Consider the following 17,778-nt stretch of genomic DNA (forward strand, 5'->3'; position numbering starts at 1 on the left):
TGCCAATGTTCTACCGCAAATTTATAACGAAGACACCAACATTGTTGTTTGGCAAAGAGACCTTGAAAACACATTAACAAATGCCGTTAATACACTTATTAGCACTAATTCCATAAAACCACTTGAGCTTGCGGTATCACCCGATGATGCGTTTGATAAGTTAGTTACTGCACTTAAACCAGATGATAATAACCGCGATGAAACTGATGCGCTGTGTAAAGACATAGCATTATTAGTTGAAATGTTTTGCTGCCTATTTGATTTAAAACGCGCCGGTTTAAGGCTAAAAATAGTAGATAAACCTATGTGCCCGCGTTTTCATGTAGACAAAATTCCGTGCCGATTAGTGACAACTTACCAAGGCGTCGCAACGCAGTGGTTAAATCACAGCAATGTAGACCGCTCAAAGCTTGGAACTGGTAATTTAGGTAAGCCCGATGAAGAGTCTGGCTTATTTAAAAGCCTAAATAATATTAATCAGCTAAATCAAGGCGATGTTGCCCTGCTTAAAGGTGAGTACTGGGATGAAAACGAAGGCGCAGGGCTTGTACATCGCTCGCCACCGGTGGCAGCAAACGAGCAACGCTTGTTGCTCACCCTCGATTTTATTTAAAATTTGTTGTGGTGATAAACGCTGCACTAATGGGAGTTTATCACCCTCGCGATTACTTCGTACAACCCTTGTGTATTTACCGGTTTAGATACAAAGTCATCCATGCCTACACTTAAACAGCGCTGCTTATCATCTTCGTAGGCGTTTGCGGTAATAGCAACAATGGGCACATGTGCCTTTGTGTTTACCTCGTTAGCTCGTATTGTTTGGGTGCACTCGTAGCCATCCATATTAGGCATTTGGCAATCCATTAAAATTAAATCAAAGCGATTACCTTCAAGTACTTTTAGCGCTTCTATGCCATCGGTTGCCATCACTAAGTTTACCTTTGTAGGCTCTAGCATTTTTGCAATTACTTGGCGATTAATGGGGTTATCTTCAACCAGTAAAAGTGTTTTATCGCTTAAATTAGGCAACGACTTCGGCTGTTTAACGGGCTCTGGTTTGTTGGACTGTGCTTTAGGTGCACTTACGTAAAATTTAAGTACGCTGCCTTTGCCTGGTTCGCTGTTGAGGGTAATTTCACCCTGCATTTTTTTAATTAACCCTTGGCTAATTGCTAAACCTAACCCTGTGCCACCATACTTACGTGCCACACCTACATCTGCTTGTGTAAACTCACTAAATAACAACGACTGCTGATCTTTTTCAATACCAATGCCGCTATCGGCTACGCTTATTAAAAGTTGCTCGTTTTCGTAATCAAACGATAAGCGCACAAAACCACGCTCAGTAAACTTATACGCATTAGAGAGCAAGTTAATAATGACTTGGTTTAAACGTAGGTCGTCTACTTTTACGCAATCTGGCAGCCTGTCGCTTTGACTAACAATAAACTCGACGTGATCAGAACTTACAATGGGAGAAAACAACGACTTTATATTGGCAATAAACGGCGCAAGGTTAGTCGCCCTAGGGCTAATCTCCATGGCGTTAGCTTCTATTTTAGAAAAATCTAAAATATCGTTTAAAATTTTCAGTAAATTTTGTGCGCTTTTTTGCTGCGTATTTAATAGCTCCCGCTGCTCATCGGTTAATGAATTATCGCGCAATAAAACCTCTCCCATGCCTAAAATACCGTTCATAGGGGTGCGTAGCTCGTGGCTCATATTGGCTAAAAATTGCGACTTAGCAACATTGGCTAAATTAGCCCTATTTACCGCTTTTTTAAGCTCTGTGGTTTGTTCTGCTACTTTGCCCTCTAGCTGCTGATTAAATTCGCTCAGCTGGGTATTTAACCCTTGGTTTCTGATATTAGAGGCTTGTAGGTTTTCTATTGAACGCTGAAGCGCATTAGCTAGTAATTCAAATTGCTGTTGTAGTTGCAATACCTCATGCCAGCTTGAGTCTGTATTAAACTTATGTGTTTTGGTTTTACCAAAGCTTTGCATTAGCGTAGTTAGGCTAGTAATTGGCTGCACTAATAAATTAGCAAGTTGGTGTATAAAAATAACCACCATAAGCATCAATAGCGCACTTAACAAAATAGTGGGTAGCCAAGCTTTTGCCACCGCCATACTTAAATGCTTACGATTATAAAAGGTAATAACTTGCCAGTGGTTTTGTGGATCAATGTACCTAGAGCTGTGGTACACCTCGTTTTTGGTTGAACGAAATAGGTTTTTATCACCTAAATTACTGGTATTAAAGCCCTCACCGTTAAAATGGCTCAGTATTTTAAATTCATCAAGGGAGCTAAATACCACTTTTTGCTGTGCATCTAGCACCACTAAATCGCCCGTGTACTCAAATAAGTTAGGTATAAAGCGCTCTAAGCGGTCTAACTTTAACGAGCCCTCTACCACACCATAAAACGTATTGTTACGGTATATAGGTGCCGACAGCGCCACTATGGCTTCGTTACCTAGGCCGCGACCTTGAAACACACCACTGGTATAGCCCAGAGGGAACTGCTGAGCTTGAGTAAAATATGCTCGGTCTTTAACACTACGCTGCGCAAGGCTAAGCCCCTCTATTAAATCGCTGGGCGAGCTAAGCTCTACAAAGCCATCTGGGTTTGCATACAAGCTGGTGGTAAAGCCTGGAAATAACGACATTAATCGTTTGAGCTGCACATCGCTTGCAGTGCCCGCACTTATTGCGTCGCTACTCATAACAATGGCGTTTTTATGAAATGCTAAATAATCATTTAATTGCGTGCTAATAGACTCGGCTTTTTCTTTTAGTTGAGCGTTTACTTCATACTCTAAGCGCGCATGATGATCGTTTACTAAAATTACACTGGTTAGCAGTACCACTAAAATAATAATGACACTAACCACATAGCTTAAAATTTTTGCCAGTGGCCTCCCCTGATACGCACGGCTGGCGTAAGGTACAAATACACTAACTAAATCAACCACCGCCAAGCTTATTAGCGCGTTAATTAAGTACTTTGATATCGCTACTATTAGCGTTAACCAGGCCAAGCCAATAACAAATTGGCCTATAACCCATACAAAGGGTAAACCAATACATAGCCAAAATACGCTACCCAGAGGAAGAATAGGTTTAGAGCGGCGTAAGCAAAAAGCATAAAGCCAACAAAGCTCGAGTAAATACACAATACTCGGCCAACAATGGCCCCATCTATAAAGTAAAAAACCAGAAACAATGGCAAGGCTTAGGCACGCGTAACGCAGCCCAGTAAATACTAAGCTGCATAAAACAAACAATTGCCCAAACAAAAATTCGGAGCTGTCGAAAAAATACAATGGCGAGAGATTTACTAACCCGCCTAATAACCCTAATAAAACAGCGAGTGTCCACTTACTTCTTTGCGGCATTAATCAACCTTGGGGCACTTTGTTAACACTTTATATGTTAAAATTAATGTAATTTTTACATTATTACGTACAAGGCAAGGGTTGTCTAGCAGCAATAAAACAGGAACAGATACACATTACCCCCTGTCAAAAAGCGTGTTATGTGTTTTTACACTTACTCTTTTATGACTGCCGCTTAAATTTAACTTAATATCCTTAAGCATAGGCTTAGCATTTGCGATTGCTAAATAGGCATTAGCTAACGCTTCTGGAGCTGCGCAATAATCAACAATAAGTATTACTGTTGAAACATTGAGTGACTGTAATTTATTGCCAAGCTCAGTAGATGTGAGTTTTGCTTTGGCGTTGCTAAATAAGTAATTTGATTTTTTACATAAATAGTGAATGTTTCATCTGCTAGTGCAGTAAACGACAATAATAAAAACAGTGTGAATGTAAAAATGAGGTAGAGCGGTAATAGTGGAAAATCGATACTCGTAATATTAAATATTTAACGGTGTCACTAAGGAATAATTTAAAAGGAATATATTTTCACCCAAATGAGGAATTTGGGTGGCAGTCTTACCAGCCACATCTCGGCACACACGTCACAAACTGTGGCTGCTCCCTTCCGGGCCTGACCAGGTTCGCCTGCTAGTGTTGCGAGAGGACCAATAAGACTACCATTGAGGGCCTTGGTTGGCGCGGGAAGGATTATCTCTACTTTTGGTGTGTTATTCAAGGGATAATCAAAAAAGAAAGTGCGATTGCATACTTCATATACAATCGCGGTTAAAAACAGCCTTTAATGCCTATTAATTACGCTCTAACTCGGCTTTAATTTTACGCAGTGCTGCTTTTACTTTTTTCATGTTTTCTGGGCCCATACGTAACAGCTGCTTTTGTGCAGCCGGTAATTGCTCCCATTCAGAAAACGCATACTGATAAGTAACCGAGTCTCGCAGTAGCGGTAATTCGCCTTCTGGCTCCGGTGTATCAAGTAATAACTCAATAGCATCTTCTAGCGTTTGATTAAATTCATTATCGCCGTAACCAATTTCACTGTACGCGTTGTTAATTAATGGCTTGTATTGCTCGTACATACGCACAGCTTGGGCGGCGCTCATGCTCGTAAATACTTTTACATACGGTGTATAGCGCTCGTAGCTGTTAGGGTCAATTGTTAAAATGTCTCCTTCGTTTACGCTAAATTCTTCTTCGGGTTTAACCACTGGCGTATGCTTTTTAGCAATTTTGCCTTTGGCTATATTGTCTATAAATACGACGCCACGGCGAATTACATCGTCGGTTACCATTAGGCTCATTACCGAGTCGCTTAGGTATTCATCCATTTTGGCAACCACTACGGTGTCGCTTTCATCAAGCGTTGGTAATGGCTCTACAACCGGCTCTGGCTCAGCTGGGCGTTGAGCAGGTACGCTTAGCTCTGCTGGCTTTTCAGGCTTAACTGATGGCGCATCTACCACAGGGTCGTTTTCTGGCTTTAACTCCATCACTGGCTGTTCTTTTGGTGTTTGCTCTACCTCTGTGCGAGTTTCTGGCTCGTCAGTGGGCGATAGCAGGACGAACGCAGCGGCACACACTAAAATAATTAAAATAATAACGGCGAATAAAAAATTGTTTTTAGGCGGACGTTTTTGAACATCTGACGCTTCTGGTTTATCTGACATACAAACTCCATAAATTTAAATGCATATTACTCAGAGTACGCTGAGTGGAAAAAATTCACTATCGGTAATCACTACTACTTTAAATATAGGCTTTACAACATAAACCTACACTTACTAATTAGAACAACGAGCCATAGTAACTCAGTTATTCTTTGATTCTTCTAGCTTAAAGACTTAAAGTTGATAAATAAAGAAAAGACGTTAAGCAGTTCAAAAACCACTATGAAAATCCAGCAAGTTGACCCACATAAACCTAAAATAGCCCTATTACTGACAGGTGGTGGCGCTCGCGCTGCTTATCAAGTGGGCGTGCTTAAAGCGCTTGCTCATAGTATGCCCCGCACCGCGCCTTTACCATTTAGAATTATTAACGGCACTTCTGCAGGCGCGATTAATTCTGCAGCTTTGGCCTGTTATGCCTCGTGTGCGCATTTGGCCGTGCGTAAACTTGAGTCTGTTTGGAAAAACTTTTCAACGTCTATGGTCTACAAAAGCGACTTTTTAAGTGTGTTTGGCCATATTGCGCGCAATATTTTAACCAGTTTTCAGTCTGAGCACATAAACCACCCGCCAGGCAGTTTGCTAAATAACCGCCCTTTGCGCGGTTTATTAAACGAAATTTTAGACCTGCACCGCATTGAACGTAATTTACACCGTAATTATTTAGAAGCGATTTCTATTACCGCTTCAAGCTATACAACCGGTGACTCTGTTGCGTTTTTTCAGTCAAATACACAAACACCTTGGCAGCGTGCCAAGCGCGAAGGTCGCCCTATGCGCATTAATGTTGAGCATTTAATGGCATCAAGCGCCATTCCTATGGTGTTTCCAAGTGTTAATGTATTTAACCACTATTTTGGCGATGGCTCTATTCACCAGCTCTCACCGCTTAGCCCGTCCATTCATTTAGGGGCTGAAAAAATATTTATTATTGGGGTAGACCAACCAAAAGAGTCGCATCCGGCGGGTTACTCGCCCCACTACCCTGGGCTTTCTGCGGTTGCTGGGCATTTACTCGATAGTGTATTTAGCGACACCATGCAAGCTGACCTTGAGCGCCTTGAGCGTGTAAATCGCACTTTAGGGCTGCTTCCGGCGCGCGACAAACATCAAGAGCTGAAACAAATAGAAACCTGTATTATTAATCCATCAAAAAACTTTAACGATATTGCCGCGCAATACTACAGCGATATGCCGTGGGCAATTAAGTTGCTGCTACGCACAATTGGGGTAAAAAAGCACTCGCAATCGAGTTTAACCAGCTATTTGTTGTTTGAAAAACGCTACACTCAGCACCTAATTCAAATTGGCTATGAAGATGGCATGAAAAAACTACCCGAAATACGCCAATTTTTAGAGCTCGATTAACTAATGTTGGCCTTAAAACCTGTTCTATGGGCTATTTAATCGCAGAGCAAGCTTTAAAACCAACTGAGCTGGACAACTACCTGTGTTATTTTAATAACTTGCATCTATGTCAGTAAAAAAATGCTTTTTATTCAAGCCCATCGAGTAGGTAATGCTCTACTCGCTCTACCCGCCTAGGCTTACCTTGCAATACCAATACATCGTTTGCGCACAATGTGGTGCTGGTTGATGGGTCGTCTATTTCTTGCCCCTCTCGGCGCAAAGCTTTTACAGTCACGCGGCGTTTAGATAAGTTAAGCTCGTCTATTGTTTTATCCACCGCATAGGCTTGATCTGGCAACGCAACTACGTGTAAATATTCTAAGCGCTCAGAGGAGGTTTCTTCGTTATCTTTAAAGTAACCGGCGTAAAAACTTTGCATAAGCGGGTAGCGATTACGGCGCTCTTTACTAACACGGCGCACAATACGTGTCATCGGTACACCCGACATCGACAACACATGCGAAACCAACATTAAGCTTGCCTCTAACGACTCAGGCACCACCTCAGTAACACCCAACTCTTTTAAGTTGTTTAATTGGCTGTCGTCGCGGGTTCTTATTAGTATTTTAACGTTGGGTGCAAGTTGCTTTATTGCGTCTATTACAACGTGGGCATGCTCAAGCTCTGTAAAGGTAATAATCACTAAGCGTGCTCGCTCTACCCCTGCGCACTTTAAAATATCTTTTTGTTTTACATAGCCAAATATTACTGGCTCACCTGCGGCTTTGCCCTCTTGTACTAAAATAGGGTTACTTTCTATGGCAACGTAATCTATGGCTTCGGGTTTTAAAAATCGCGCTATAGTTTGTCCTACGCGTGAAAAGCCACAAATAACCACGTGATCGTTATATAAGATGCTACTTTTAGGCTCGCTCTCCCTCGCCATACTGGGGTGATCTAAAATACCTAATTGCTTTAAAATTAGTGGGGTTTTATCAATTAAAAACGGGGTTAGCGCCATCGAAAGCACCCCTAAGGCAATTAAAAACGAGGCTTGCTCTGAATTGAGCAACTCATGCTGACTTGCCAGAGCAATAAGCACAAACCCAAATTCTCCCATTTGCCACAGCATAACGCCGCAGGCTAGCGAGTCTTGATTGCGCTCATGCATTAATCTGGCACTTAATGCCAGCACGGTAATTTTTAATATTAACAAGCCAAATAACGCGCCAATAATTACAAAACCATGTGAAAGCACAAATAAAATATCGAGCTGCATTCCCACAGTTACAAAAAACAGCCCCATTAAAATATCGCGAAATGGCCTAATATCAGCCTCTAGCTGATGGCGGTAATGGCTCTCTCCTAGCATCATGCCAGCTAAAAATGCCCCAAGCGCCATTGATAAACCAAACATGTAAGTTAAAAAGCCGGCAAATAACGCCACCAAAATTGTGGTAAGCACAAACAGTTCATCGGTTCGTACCTGCGCTATTTCTTTAAATACTTTAGGCAGCACCCATTTACCAATCGCCCACAGTAATAAGCACACAAACGCGCCTTTTGTAAGCGCAAATGCCAGCGCCCAACTAATACTTTGCGAATCGCTTGAGGCAAACAATGGCAAAATAATAAGTAGGGGCACAACGGCAATATCTTGAAACAGTAATACGCCCACCGCCAGTTGCCCACGGCGCTGGTTTAGTTCGCCAGTTTCTTTTAATAGCTTAACCACCACCGCGGTTGAAGAAAGCGCCATAATTGTGCCAATGGTAAAGCTAGTGAGTAAGCTAAAATTTAAGCAATATAAAATAATAATGAAGAGCAAGCTGGTAACACCAACTTGTAACGAGCCCAGTCCAAACACAATATTGCGCATGGCCATTAGCCGCGATATAGAAAACTCGAGCCCTAAACTAAACAGTAAAAATACGATGCCCAGCTCAGCAATAAACTCTATTTCGTGAGATTGAGCAAGCCAACCAATGCCATGGCTGCCCGCTAAAACGCCTGTTGCTAAATACGCCAAAATAGGCGGCAAGCCAATGCGCTTAAAAAACCATACAAAAAGCACCGCCGCCACTAACAAGCCAAAAATTTGAGCGTTTATACTTTGCAAATTCGGCCTCCAGCGTCAATTAAACTACGGAATGAACTTTAAATATAGCAACCATATGTTTATCAAGCAATTTTAAAATATGGCATAAAAATAGCTTAGTTATTGCAAAGTAACACCCTGGGGGAAGATTTTAATGGAAAATGTCCATATTTTGACACAACGCGTGTCTGGGCGCGGCGATTTTTTGCCGTTTTCGGCAGAGCAAACACACACTAACGAAACAGCGGCAACGCACGATTTAGTTACCGAGCTACAAACAAGCCTAGTAATAGAAGATGTGTTGGCTATTTATGCAAAATTTGCCAAACAGCTACTTAACTTTTCAGGGCTGCAGTTTCAATCAACGCTCGGTACTGCACAAACCTCAGATAGCAACACAAGCACTAGCCCGTACTCTTACGATTTAGCTATTGGTCGCGAGCACTTAGGACAGCTAATTTACTTTAGCCAATACCCTATTAGTAAAGCGATTGAAAACAAATTACGTGCCTTGCACAGCGCCCTTGTGTACCCACTGCGTAACGCAATGATGTACAGCCGAGTGTTAAAACTTGCCACAAAAGATGCGCTCACTGGGTTAAATAACCGTAGCCAATTTAATGACATGTTATCGCAAAAGCTCGAAAACTGCCGCCGTTACCAGCGCCCTTTTAGTTTAATGCTGCTTGATTTAGATAACTTTAAGCAAGTAAACGACAACTATGGTCATAAAGTAGGTGACGATGTTTTAAAAGAATTTTCGCAGGTACTTTGTAGCAGTATACGCGGCACAGACTCGGTGTTTAGATTTGGTGGCGATGAGTTTTCGCTGATTATTGAAGACCCTGAGTTTACAACAAACAAAGTGGTTGCTGAGCGCATTATGCACTTAGTCAGAAACTCAAGTTTAATGTCTAAATATAAAGTAACCACCAGCATTGGCTTTACCCTAGCCAATAGCCAAGATTGCGAAACAGAAATATTTGCTAGAGCCGATAAAGGCTTATATAAGGCAAAAGCCTCTGGGCGCAACTGCGCAAAAGCATATTAGTATTTATATAACTCTATTATTTATAAAAGCTTAGCTTCCCCCCGCTGAGCTTTTTTATTACAAATTAATTATTTATTAGCCAGTAATTTATAAACAAACAAGGCTGCACAAAAGCCAAAAAAGAAGCCGCTCACTAAATTAAGCAATGCTGTTATGCTTGCAAGCGGGGTAAATAACACTAAAACCAATGGTAAACTTACACCTAAAATAAAAAATAACCCGCCTTTACCTAACCAGTAGGCAAGCAGTAATACCGCCGATACCACCCCGCCCACAACGGCATAACCTAACGTAATAATATTAAGCTCTAGTAATACATTGGCTATAACAGCAACTAACGCTGTTATTAACATACCCATTGGCGCTTTGCTAACTAGCGATAAGCCTACATGTGGCTGATCTTTCATTTATTTACACTCCCAAAAAATGCCGTTTTCGTCTTGGTGTTTTTCACTTACAAAATAACCAACAACTTGCACAAGCTCGTCGTTATAAAATATTAAAGGTACGCGCTCCCTTAACCACGGGGCTACTTTTGCATCTTTAAACCAGTGTTTAAGCGTATTGCTGCCTGGCTTTTTTAACGGCTTTATACGCGCACTATTACAATTAAAGCGCACGGTGACTTGCTCGTTTGGTAAAGGGGCACGTAGGCCTTTACCTTGTTGCTTTATTAATACGCGCCCATCATCAAGCGCAAGCTCATTGCCCGTTAGCGCTTCATCGGCTAATAATGTGTGTGGTGTAACAAAATACAAATACCCTTGATGGCGTCGTATTTGCCCCTCGCTTAAATCAACTTGCATTTGCGCATCAGCCTGCGCATTTATGGCTTGGTTAATTATTTGAAAAAGTTGCTTTTGTGAGGGCATTACTTGGGTAAATAAGCTAAGCCATGCACGAACCACATTGGTTATGCGCACGTTGCTATAGGTGGTTAGTTGACTAACGCTCAGTGCTTGATGGGCGTTTATGCTTTGTTTTAAATCAAGTTCAGTGTACTCATCAAGTAGCGCTTGTTGTTGCTGTAGTAACTCAATGCTGCGCCCAGCACAGTGCTCAAAACCTTTAAAGCGCTTTGCAAGTAAAGGCACTACACGTGCACGTAAAAAGTTACGATCAAAACGCTCATCGGTATTTGAGTCATCAGTAATGTGCGTAATATTAAACTCTGTGGCAAAGTGCTCTATATCACTGCGCGTTATGTTTAAAAGCGGCCTGTAGCATATTCGCCCGCTTTGTAATTCACGCATTTTTTGCATTGCGCCTAACCCTTTTAAGCCAGAGCCGCGCTTTAACCGCAGTAAAAACGTTTCTATTTGATCGTTTAAATGCTGACCCAACAAAATAACACTGCCCGCGGGGCTTAGCTCATCAAGTGCTTTGTAACGCGCCTCACGTGCCTGCGCTTCAAGGCTTGTTCGTGTTTGCGGGTTTATTGTTACCTGCGCGGCATTAAACGGTACATTTAGCTCAGCGCACAAGTTTTGGCAAAAGCGCTGCCAGTCATTAGCGTATTGGCTTAAACCATGATTAACATAAATCGCGTTTACGTTTAGCTTTGGTTGCGCTTGTTTTAATAAGTGCATTATATGAAGCAATACCACCGAATCCACGCCACCCGAAAGCGCCACCGTAAAGTTATACTGCTGCTGCTTAAAGAAGTGCTCAAGGGCGTGTTTAACGTGCTGATAAATAGGTGATGCTTGCATGGATACGCTATAAATTTAATGTTTGCAGTATTTTAAAACAAAAAAGCCGCATAAGCGGCCTTTTTTAACAATAAATGTGTTGGTTAGCTAATTAGCAGTAACCAAACGACATTAAACGTTTGTAGCGTTGATCAAGCATGTCTTCAAGCGATAGCGCTTGTAAGTCAGCAAGGTCACGTTTTAAACGTGTTTTTAAGTTACGTGCCATTGCATCGTAATTGCGGTGTGCGCCGCCTAAAGGCTCTTCAACTAAGTTATTAATTAAATCAAGCTCTTTAACGCGCTCTGCTGTTACACCCATTGCCTCTGCGGCAAGTGGTGCTTTATCGGCGCTTTTCCATAAAATTGAAGCACAGCCTTCTGGCGAAATTACTGAGTACGTGCTGTATTGCAACATGTTAACTCTGTCGCCAACACCAATGGCTAATGCACCACCAGAGCCGCCTTCGCCAATAACCGTACAAATTGTGGGTACTTTAAGTGCCGCCATTACTTTTAGGTTACGTGCAATTGCCTCAGACTGACCGCGCTCTTCAGCGCCCACACCTGGGTATGCCCCTGGCGTGTCTATAAAGGTCATAATTGGCATTTTAAAACGCTCGGCCATTTCCATTAAACGTAGCGCTTTGCGGTAGCCTTCTGGTTTTGGCATACCAAAGTTACGTTTAATTTTTTCAGCAGTATCACGCCCTTTTTGCTGACCAATCACCATTACTGGTTCGCCACCTAAACGTGCAACACCGCCTAAAATAGCCGGATCGTTAGCAAAAGTACGATCGCCTGCAAACTCGTCAAATTCCGTGAAAATGCGCTCGATATAATCTCGAGTGTAAGGACGCAACGGATGACGCGCTAACTGCGATACTTGCCAAGCGCCTAAATTTGAGAATATTTCCTCTTTTTGCTTAGCGCTTTTTTCTTTTAATTTGCTGACTTCCTCTTCTAACTCAAGGTCTAATTCGCCAGCGCGGCTTATGCTTTGTAATTCTTCAATTTTTGCTTCTAATTCTGCAATCGGAAGCTCAAAATCAAGATAATTGAGGCTCATGCTCTAAACTACCTAATCAGTTAAATTCTAGTTCTACATCTTGTGCCGCCATGAGTGATAACTTATGAATTAAGTCGTCGCTCGGCGTAACACACCATTCGATCCCTAGGGTTAATTGAGCCAACGCATCGGGGCGCTGGTAATAAACCTTGATCGGACACGTTCCCATTTTATAAGGTTCGAGTACTTTTTGTAATTTATCGAAGAAACCTGCCTCGATTTGCACCATGTTCAGCGTCATTTTAATCGCTTTAATGCGTTTTTCACGCGCTTGAGCAATGGTGTTTATTTCTCTGGCGGTCATTGTAATGCCACCGGAGAAGTTATCAAAGCTGACCTGTCCAGATATTACCAAGATATTGTTTACTTGAAGCATTTCTTGGTACATTTCGAACTGTTCAGGAAACAAGCGTACATCAATACGGGCGCTCTTGTCATCTAAAGTTATTAAGCCCCAACGATTTCCTTTTTTATTAATTAAGGTCCGCGCTGAAATAACTAAACCCGCCGCCGTAGAGAGTACATCACGATTTGTTGGCTGTAAATCCACCAGCTTGCCGCTTGTGTAATGTCTAAGTTCACGACGATACTGATTTATCGGATGCCCTGTTAAATAAAGGCCTAGCGTGTCTTTTTCGCCATCAAGCCATTGGTTATCAGTAAGCGGTGTGGCTTTAATAAAGGCTTGCTCAACTTCATCAGGCTCGGTGGCCAGTAAGCCAAATAAATCGCTTTGCCCAAGTTGCTCAGCTTTGTTGTGCTGATCGGCAGCGCGCATGGCATCTTTTAAACTTGCCAGTAATGTTGCACGCCCTGCTTGGGTTTTCTCTGGCCCGAGTTGATCAAGTGCCCCAGCGTAAATTAATTTTTCGGTCACACGTTTATTTAAGCGTTTTAAATCTACACGGGCACAAAAATCAAATAAATCTTTAAATGGGCCGCCTTTTGCGCGCGCTTCTAAAATGGCCTCTACCGGCGCTTCACCTACGCCTTTAATAGCACCAATACCGTAAACAATTTCACCTTGCAGGTTTACCGTAAATTTAAATTCTCCGGCGTTTACATCAGGCGGTAATAAGGTGAGCTTCATGTTTTCACATTCATCCACCAAGATTACTATTTTGTCGGTGTTATCCATATCGGCCGACATTACCGCAGCCATAAATTCTGCCGGATGGTGCGTTTTCATCCACAGCGTTTGGTACGAAACCAGTGCATACGCTGCCGAGTGAGATTTATTAAAACCATAGCCTGCGAATTTTTCTACCAGGTCGAAAATTTTAATTGCCAGTTCGCCGTCTATACCATTATTGCGTGCGCCTTCTTCAAAGGTTGAACGCTGCTTGGCCATCTCTTCGGGTTTTTTCTTACCCATTGCACGTCGTAGCATGTCGGCGCCACCAAGCGTATAGCCTGCTAGTACCTGGGCAATTTGCATTACTTGTTCTTGATACAAAATAATGCCGTAAGTAGGCTCAAGTATGGGCTTTAAGCTTTCGTGTTGGTATTGGGCATCTGGGTATGAAATTTCTTCTCGGCCAAGCTTACGGTCGATGAAGTTATCTACCATGCCTGATTGCAGTGGGCCTGGGCGGAACAAGGCGACCAATGCAATCATATCTTCAAAGCAATCGGGCTTTAATCGGCGTACGAGGTCTTTCATGCCGCGCGATTCTAGCTGGAATACCGCGGTTGTTTCGGCGCGCAGTAATAGCTCTATACTTTTTTTATCATCCAGTGGAATGGTATTTATATCAACGGGCGCTTTGCCTTCGCGCTTCATGCGCTCGTTGGTCATATCCACAGCCCACTGCAAAATGGTCAAGGTACGTAAGCCCAAGAAATCGAACTTAACTAAGCCTGCGGTTTCTACGTCGTTTTTATCAAACTGTGTTACCGGAAACTTACCTTCGTCATCGCAATAAAGTGCAGCAAAGTCGGTAATGGTCGTCGGCGATATTACAACACCACCGGCGTGTTTACCGGCATTACGTGTACACCCTTCTAGGATGCGACACATATCGATTAAATCTTTTACCTCTGAGTCGCCATCGTAGGCTTCTTGTAAACGCGGCTCTACCTCAAACGCTTTGGCAAGCGTCATGCCGGGATCCCCTGGGATCAGCTTAGAAATTCGATCAACAAACCCATAAGGGTGGCCAAGTACACGGCCTACATCGCGTATTACCGCTTTTGCAGCCATGGTACCAAAGGTAATAATTTGTGATACCGCGTCCCGCCCATACAATGCCGATACATGGTCAATTACCTCATCACGCCTGTCCATACAAAAATCGACATCGAAATCGGGCATTGATACACGTTCAGGGTTTAGGAATCGCTCAAAGAGTAGGTCAAATTCAAGCGGATCAAGGTCGGTAATTTTTAGGGCATACGCCACTAATGAACCCGCACCCGAACCACGCCCTGGCCCCACTGGAATATTGTTATCTTTACTCCACTGAATAAACTCCATTACGATTAAGAAGTAGCCTGGAAAACCCATTTGGTTAATTACACCAAGCTCTACTTTTAAGCGCTCGTCGTATTCGCCTCGTTTTTCTTGTCGCTCTTGTTCATCGGGGAATAAAAACTGCAGGCGCTCTTCAAGGCCATCTTCTGAAACCTTAACTAAAAAGTCTTCAATTTTTAACGAGCCGGTTGGGTAATCAGGCAAAAAGTAAGTGCCTAGTTGCACCGTTACGTTACAGCGTTTGGCTATTTCTACCGTATTTTGCAGCGCTTCAGGAATATCGCTAAATAGCTCGGCCATTTGCTCAGGCGTTTTTAGGTATTGCTCTTGTGAAAATCGTTTAGGGCGGCGTTTATCATCAAGGGTGTAACCGTCAAAAATAGCCACACGAATTTCGTGCGCTTCAAAGTTTTCGGGCTTTAAAAAAACCACTTCGTTTGTGGCAACAACGGGCAGTTGCTCTTTTGCTGCAAGCTCTACTGCCATATGCAGGTAGTCTTCTTCAAGCGGGCGGTCGGTGCGAATAAGCTCTAAATAGTAATGATCGCTAAAATGCTGCTTATAAAAGCTCACTACAGATTCAATAACGCCTGGGTTATTTTTTAATAAGGCTTTACCTAAATCACCATCTTTTGCGCCTGAGAGAATAATAAGCCCTTCTTTGTGCTTAACTAGCCATTCTCGGTCAATTACTGGGCGATGAAATATATGCCCGCGTTGGTAAGCTTCAGATATTAATAAGGTAATATTTTTATAACCGTCGTTGTTTTTAGCTAGCAACGTAATACGGCTTGGCTCATCTGGAAACTCTGGGCTGCGCAACCAAAAATCGGCTCCCACTATGGGTTTAATACCGGCACTGTGGGTTGCGCCATAAAAACGTACTAAACCACAAAAGTTCATTTGATCGGTAATTGCCAGCGCTGGCATTTCAAGCTCTTGCGCTTTAGCAACAATAGGCTTGGTTTTAGCTAAGCCATCGACCATTGAAAAGTCTGAGTGAACCCGTAAATGTACAAAATCTGGAGCAGCCATTATTTATGCCTCGCCCTTTGCTTGCATTAGCACACGTTGTACCGGCTTAAAACTTTTACGGTGCTCTTCAATAGCGCCGTATTGCTCAAGCGCTGCAAAATGTGCTTTAGTTGGATACCCTTTGTGCCCTGCAAACCCGTATTGCGGGTAGCGTGTATCAAGCTCAAGCATTTCATCATCACGCGCTACTTTGGCTAAAATAGAGGCTGCTGAAATTTCAGCCACTAAACTGTCGCCTTTAACAACTGCTTGAGCCGGCATAGCTAATTTAGGTAAGCGGTTACCATCTACAAATACAAACTCTGGTTGCGTACTTAACCCCTCAACTGCACGCGTCATTGCAAGCATAGTTGCATGCAAAATGTTTAATTCGTCAATTTCTGTTGGGCTACAACGACCAATGGCATAACACAGCGCTTTTTGTTTTATTTCTATAGCCAGTGCTTGGCGCTTTTTGTCGGTTAGCTTTTTAGAGTCAGCTAAACCTGCAATAGGATTCGCTGGGTCAAGTATTACCGCAGCGGTAACAACATCGCCAACAAGCGGGCCACGCCCTACTTCATCTACACCGGCAATTAAGGTTACGTTGGGTCGTTCAATTTGCATTTATTAACTCCGCCACAGCCTTGGCTGCTTGTTTGCTGGCATTTAATCTAATTTTTTCGTGGATGGCTAAAAAACGTGCTTTTAGTTCTTTATTATCGGTATTTAGCATAGGCGTAAGTGCGCCCGTTAAATTAGCCACGTTACATTCACTTTGTAAAAACTCCGGCACGAGTTCTTCATCGGCTAATAAGTTTGGCAGTGAAAAATATTTAATATTAAAGGTAAACAAGGTTTTAAAAATCCAATAGCTCATTGGCTTAATTTTATAACCCACCACCATAGGCTTTTTATACAACATGCCTTCAAGCGTTGCTGTGCCTGATGCCAGTAAAATAGCATCGGCTGCTTGCATTGCTAGTTTTGACTGACCATCGAGTAGGTTTACATTTAAATTTGGTGCAGTGGCATTTAAAATTTCACTAAATTGCGCTTTGCGTTTTTCGTTAACCAGCGGCACCACTATTTTAAGGTCTGGGTTTTGCGCTTGTAACTGTGCAGCTGTTTTTATATAGGTTTCGCTGAGTAAGCCTACTTCTGAGCCACGGCTACCTGGCAGTAAAGCCAGTACTTTGTCGTCGGTATTTAGGCCAAGTTCTTGGCGGGCTTGGCTATCGTCGTGCTCAAGCGCTATATCGTCAGCTAAGGTGTGCCCTACAAATGTACACGGTACTTGGTGCTTATCGTAAAATTCTTTTTCAAACGGCAGCAGAGCAAGCACTAAATTTGTGGCAGCACTAATGGTATGAATACGTTTTTCGCGCCATGCCCAAACCGACGGGCTTACGTATTGAATGGTTTTAATACCGGCATCTTTTAAAGGCTTTTCTACGCGTAGGTTAAAATCGGGCGCATCAATACCGATAAATACATCGGGTGGGTTATCTTTAAAGTGCTGTACCAGCTGCTTACGTATTTTAAGTAAACGCGGCAAACGCCCTAATACTTCAACCAGCCCCATTACCGAGAGCTCGTCCATGTCGTAAAGCGTTTTACAGCCTTGCGCCTGCATTTTTGGCCCTGCAATGCCTTCAAAAATGGCATCTGGAAAGTGCGTTTTAAGTGCTTTAATTAAGCCTTCGCCTAAAATATCGCCCGACAGCTCACCTGCCACAATACCAATACGTAGTTGTTTTTTCTCTTTATTCATTCGACTTTATTTATCAGGCGTTCATAGCGGTTAGTTTACCGTGTTTTAATGTTTGGTTAAACGCTTTAAATTAACGATTATTTGTAACTAATTTAGTACCAAACGATTGTTTGTATTTCATACTGATGTAGCATGGTGAATATATATTAACTTTTTCTAATATGTTTATTGACAAAAATTGTGCAAACG

Annotated in this window: 12 protein-coding genes and 1 other RNA gene; 3 read left to right on the top strand and 10 right to left on the bottom strand. The window is 42.5% G+C overall.

Going from position 1 to position 17,778, the window contains the following annotated elements:
• Window positions 1-40 precede the first annotated feature (40 nt).
• On the top strand, window positions 41-613 hold the full coding sequence (locus tag CWB60_RS18370; protein ID WP_249318437.1) for a DUF1826 domain-containing protein: 573 nt from the start codon (window positions 41-43) through the stop codon (window positions 611-613).
• A gap of 26 nt (window positions 614-639) precedes the next feature.
• On the opposite strand, the gene CWB60_RS18375 is transcribed toward CWB60_RS18370, so the two are convergent.
• The 3 genes from CWB60_RS18375 to CWB60_RS18385 all read right to left on the bottom strand — a co-directional run bounded on the left by CWB60_RS18375 (window position 640) and on the right by CWB60_RS18385 (window position 5,069).
• Window positions 640-3,399, bottom strand: a complete 2,760-nt coding sequence (locus CWB60_RS18375) for a response regulator (protein WP_138578411.1) — start codon at window positions 3,397-3,399, stop codon at window positions 640-642.
• 559 nt (window positions 3,400-3,958) lie between these two features.
• An RNA gene (gene ffs / locus CWB60_RS18380) (signal recognition particle sRNA small type) lies at window positions 3,959-4,055 on the bottom strand.
• A 138-nt stretch (window positions 4,056-4,193) separates the two neighbouring features.
• Window positions 4,194-5,069: a DUF3014 domain-containing protein gene (locus CWB60_RS18385; protein ID WP_138578413.1), complete on the bottom strand. Its 876-nt coding sequence runs from the start codon at window positions 5,067-5,069 to the stop codon at window positions 4,194-4,196.
• 222 nt (window positions 5,070-5,291) lie between these two features.
• Here CWB60_RS18385 and CWB60_RS18390 point away from each other — a divergent pair, with 222 nt between their 5' ends.
• Entirely contained in the window at window positions 5,292-6,437 is a 1,146-nt protein-coding gene (locus tag CWB60_RS18390; protein ID WP_004586945.1) for a patatin-like phospholipase family protein, read from the top strand.
• Between the two features lie 127 nt (window positions 6,438-6,564).
• On the opposite strand, the gene CWB60_RS18395 is transcribed toward CWB60_RS18390, so the two are convergent.
• Window positions 6,565-8,538 (bottom strand): monovalent cation:proton antiporter family protein, encoded by a 1,974-nt coding sequence (locus CWB60_RS18395; protein WP_138578415.1) that lies wholly within the window; start codon window positions 8,536-8,538, stop codon window positions 6,565-6,567.
• Window positions 8,539-8,671: 133 nt separating this feature from the next.
• On the opposite strand from CWB60_RS18395, the gene CWB60_RS18400 reads away from it, so the two are divergent.
• On the top strand, window positions 8,672-9,568 hold the full coding sequence (locus CWB60_RS18400; RefSeq protein ID WP_064386089.1) for a GGDEF domain-containing protein: 897 nt from the start codon (window positions 8,672-8,674) through the stop codon (window positions 9,566-9,568).
• A 68-nt stretch (window positions 9,569-9,636) separates the two neighbouring features.
• Here the strand turns inward: CWB60_RS18400 and CWB60_RS18405 are convergent, their stop codons facing one another.
• The 6 genes from CWB60_RS18405 to lpxB all read right to left on the bottom strand — a co-directional run bounded on the left by CWB60_RS18405 (window position 9,637) and on the right by lpxB (window position 17,589).
• Window positions 9,637-9,975 (bottom strand): hypothetical protein, encoded by a 339-nt coding sequence (locus tag CWB60_RS18405; protein WP_004586942.1) that lies wholly within the window; start codon window positions 9,973-9,975, stop codon window positions 9,637-9,639.
• Window positions 9,976-11,280, bottom strand: a complete 1,305-nt coding sequence (tilS, locus tag CWB60_RS18410) for a tRNA lysidine(34) synthetase TilS (RefSeq protein WP_138578417.1) — start codon at window positions 11,278-11,280, stop codon at window positions 9,976-9,978. It lies immediately after the preceding gene.
• A gap of 91 nt (window positions 11,281-11,371) precedes the next feature.
• Entirely contained in the window at window positions 11,372-12,328 is a 957-nt protein-coding gene (gene accA / locus CWB60_RS18415; RefSeq protein ID WP_138578419.1) for an acetyl-CoA carboxylase carboxyl transferase subunit alpha, read from the bottom strand.
• A 16-nt stretch (window positions 12,329-12,344) separates the two neighbouring features.
• The gene (gene dnaE / locus CWB60_RS18420) at window positions 12,345-15,836 is read right to left on the bottom strand and encodes a DNA polymerase III subunit alpha (RefSeq protein WP_054983466.1); all 3,492 of its coding nucleotides are present in this window, start codon (window positions 15,834-15,836) and stop codon (window positions 12,345-12,347) included.
• A 3-nt stretch (window positions 15,837-15,839) separates the two neighbouring features.
• Complete coding sequence (rnhB, locus tag CWB60_RS18425) at window positions 15,840-16,442, bottom strand: ribonuclease HII (RefSeq protein ID WP_096041417.1); 603 nt, start codon at window positions 16,440-16,442, stop codon at window positions 15,840-15,842.
• A complete protein-coding gene (lpxB, locus tag CWB60_RS18430) occupies window positions 16,432-17,589 on the bottom strand; it encodes a lipid-A-disaccharide synthase (RefSeq protein ID WP_029774233.1) in 1,158 nt (385 codons plus the stop codon). Before lpxB ends, rnhB begins: the two co-directional genes overlap by 11 nt.
• Window positions 17,590-17,778: the final 189 nt, after the last annotated feature.

Origin of the sequence: Pseudoalteromonas sp. S327, from assembly GCF_005886415.1 — a bacterium.
In the GTDB taxonomy this organism is placed as follows: domain Bacteria; phylum Pseudomonadota; class Gammaproteobacteria; order Enterobacterales; family Alteromonadaceae; genus Pseudoalteromonas; species Pseudoalteromonas atlantica.